This window comes from Micromonospora sp. NPDC005163 (genome assembly GCF_053599835.1).
Map to the genome: position 1 here is coordinate 1 of NZ_JBSFYP010000159.1, position 1,780 is coordinate 1,780.

The 1,780-nt window shown below is 70.0% G+C and carries 1 protein-coding gene; it reads left to right on the plus strand.

What is annotated here, in order from left to right:
- Window positions 1-128: 128 nt before the first annotated feature.
- The coding region (locus tag ACWD6N_RS37695) for an N-acetylmuramoyl-L-alanine amidase (protein ID WP_449941834.1) at window positions 129-1,780 on the plus strand (1,652 nt) is incomplete at its 3' end.

The window sequence follows — 1,780 nt, forward strand, 5'->3', positions numbered from 1 at the left end:
AGGGGCGCCACCAACGACGTCCACGTCGGGCTCTCCACGGGCACCGGCTTCCTCGGCGGCACCAAGTGGCACGACTACTTCGGCCTCAACGGCGAGACGACGCTGTGACCGGCGAACTGGAGGCTCCCATGCGACTGACCAGACTCTCGCGGCGCGCCTGCGCCCTGCTCCTGACGGCGGCACTCGCCGGCCAGATGACGGCCGCGCCGGCGGCGGCCTCCCAACCCGTCGCCCCCGGTCCACTCGCCTCGGCGTTCGACCGCGCAGCCAGCGAGTACGACGTGCCACGGGACCTGCTGATCGCCGTCGCCTACGGTGAGTCGCGGTTGGAGGAGCACGGCGGACTGCCCAGCCAGGCCAACGGCTACGGCGTCATGCACCTCGTCAGCAACCCCACCCAGCACAGTCTCGAACGGGCGGCCACGCTCACCGGTGAGCCGGTCGACTGGTTGCGCTCGGTCACCTCCGCCAACGTCCGGGGCGGCGCCGCGGTGCTCCGCGACCTGGCCGACAGCGAAGGCCTGACGGCGGGTGCACGGGACCGGCTCTCCGCCTGGTATCCGGTCGTGGCGCGGTACAGCGCCGCCGTCAACGACGCGACGGCCCGGCTCTACGCCGACCACGTATACGACCTCCTGCGAACCGGCATCGTGACCGGCTCGGTATGGGTCGCGCCGTACCCGGTCCGACCCGAGTTGGGCCGCTACGCGCGGGTCGCCCCCGCGGGCGCCACCGGCCCGAACGTCGCCGCCGCCGCGGCGGTACCGGAGTACGGACCGGCCCGGTGGGTCCCCGCCTACGGCGGCAACTACCAGGCGGGCCGGTCGTCGCGGATCACCACGGTGGTGGTGCACGTGACCCAGGGGTCGTACGCGGGCACGGTGAGCTGGTTCCAGAACCCGTCGGCGGGTGTGAGCGCGCACTATGTCGTGAAGTCCAGCAACGGTGAGATCACCCAGATGGTCCGCGAGGGCGACACGGCCTACCACGCGCGCTCGGCGAATCCGTATTCCGTCGGTATTGAGCACGAGGGGTTCGTGGACAACCCGGCCTGGTTCACCGACGCCATGTACCGGTCGTCGGCCGCGCTGACCCGCTACCTCTGCGACAGGTACGGGCTGCCGAAGAACCGCAACGCGATCAAGGGGCACAACGAGATGCCCGGCAACGACCACACCGATCCCGGGCCGAACTGGAACTGGAACTACTACATCTCCCTGGTCAACGCCGGTGGGTCGGGGGGCCGGTACCTGGCGGGATCACCGACCGACTTCACCGGTGACGGCCGGGACGACGTGGTCACCTTCACGCAGGGCAGCCTCAACGACGTCTACGTGGCCACCTCCACCGGGAGTTCCTTCGCAGGCACCTCCGTCAAGTGGAACGACTTCTTCGGTCTCACCGGTGAAACCCTGCTCACCGGAGACGTGAACGGCGACGGCAAGGACGACGTCATCGCCTTCACCCACGGCACCCTCGCCGACGTGTACGTGGCCCTGTCCACCGGCACGAGCTTCGGCGGTGGAGTGAAGTGGCACGACTGGTTCGCGCCGGGGGCCGAGGTCGCGGCCGTCGGCGACGTCAACGGGGACGGTCGCGACGACATCATCGCCTTCACCCACGACACCAACGCCGACGTGTACGTGGCGCTGTCCACCGGGACCGGCTTCGGGCCCGGCGTGAAGTGGCACGAGTACTTCAGCCCGTTCGGCGAGTTCCCGGCCCTCGGTGACGTCAACGGCGACGGCGCGGACGACATCATCACGTTCACCCAGGGGCC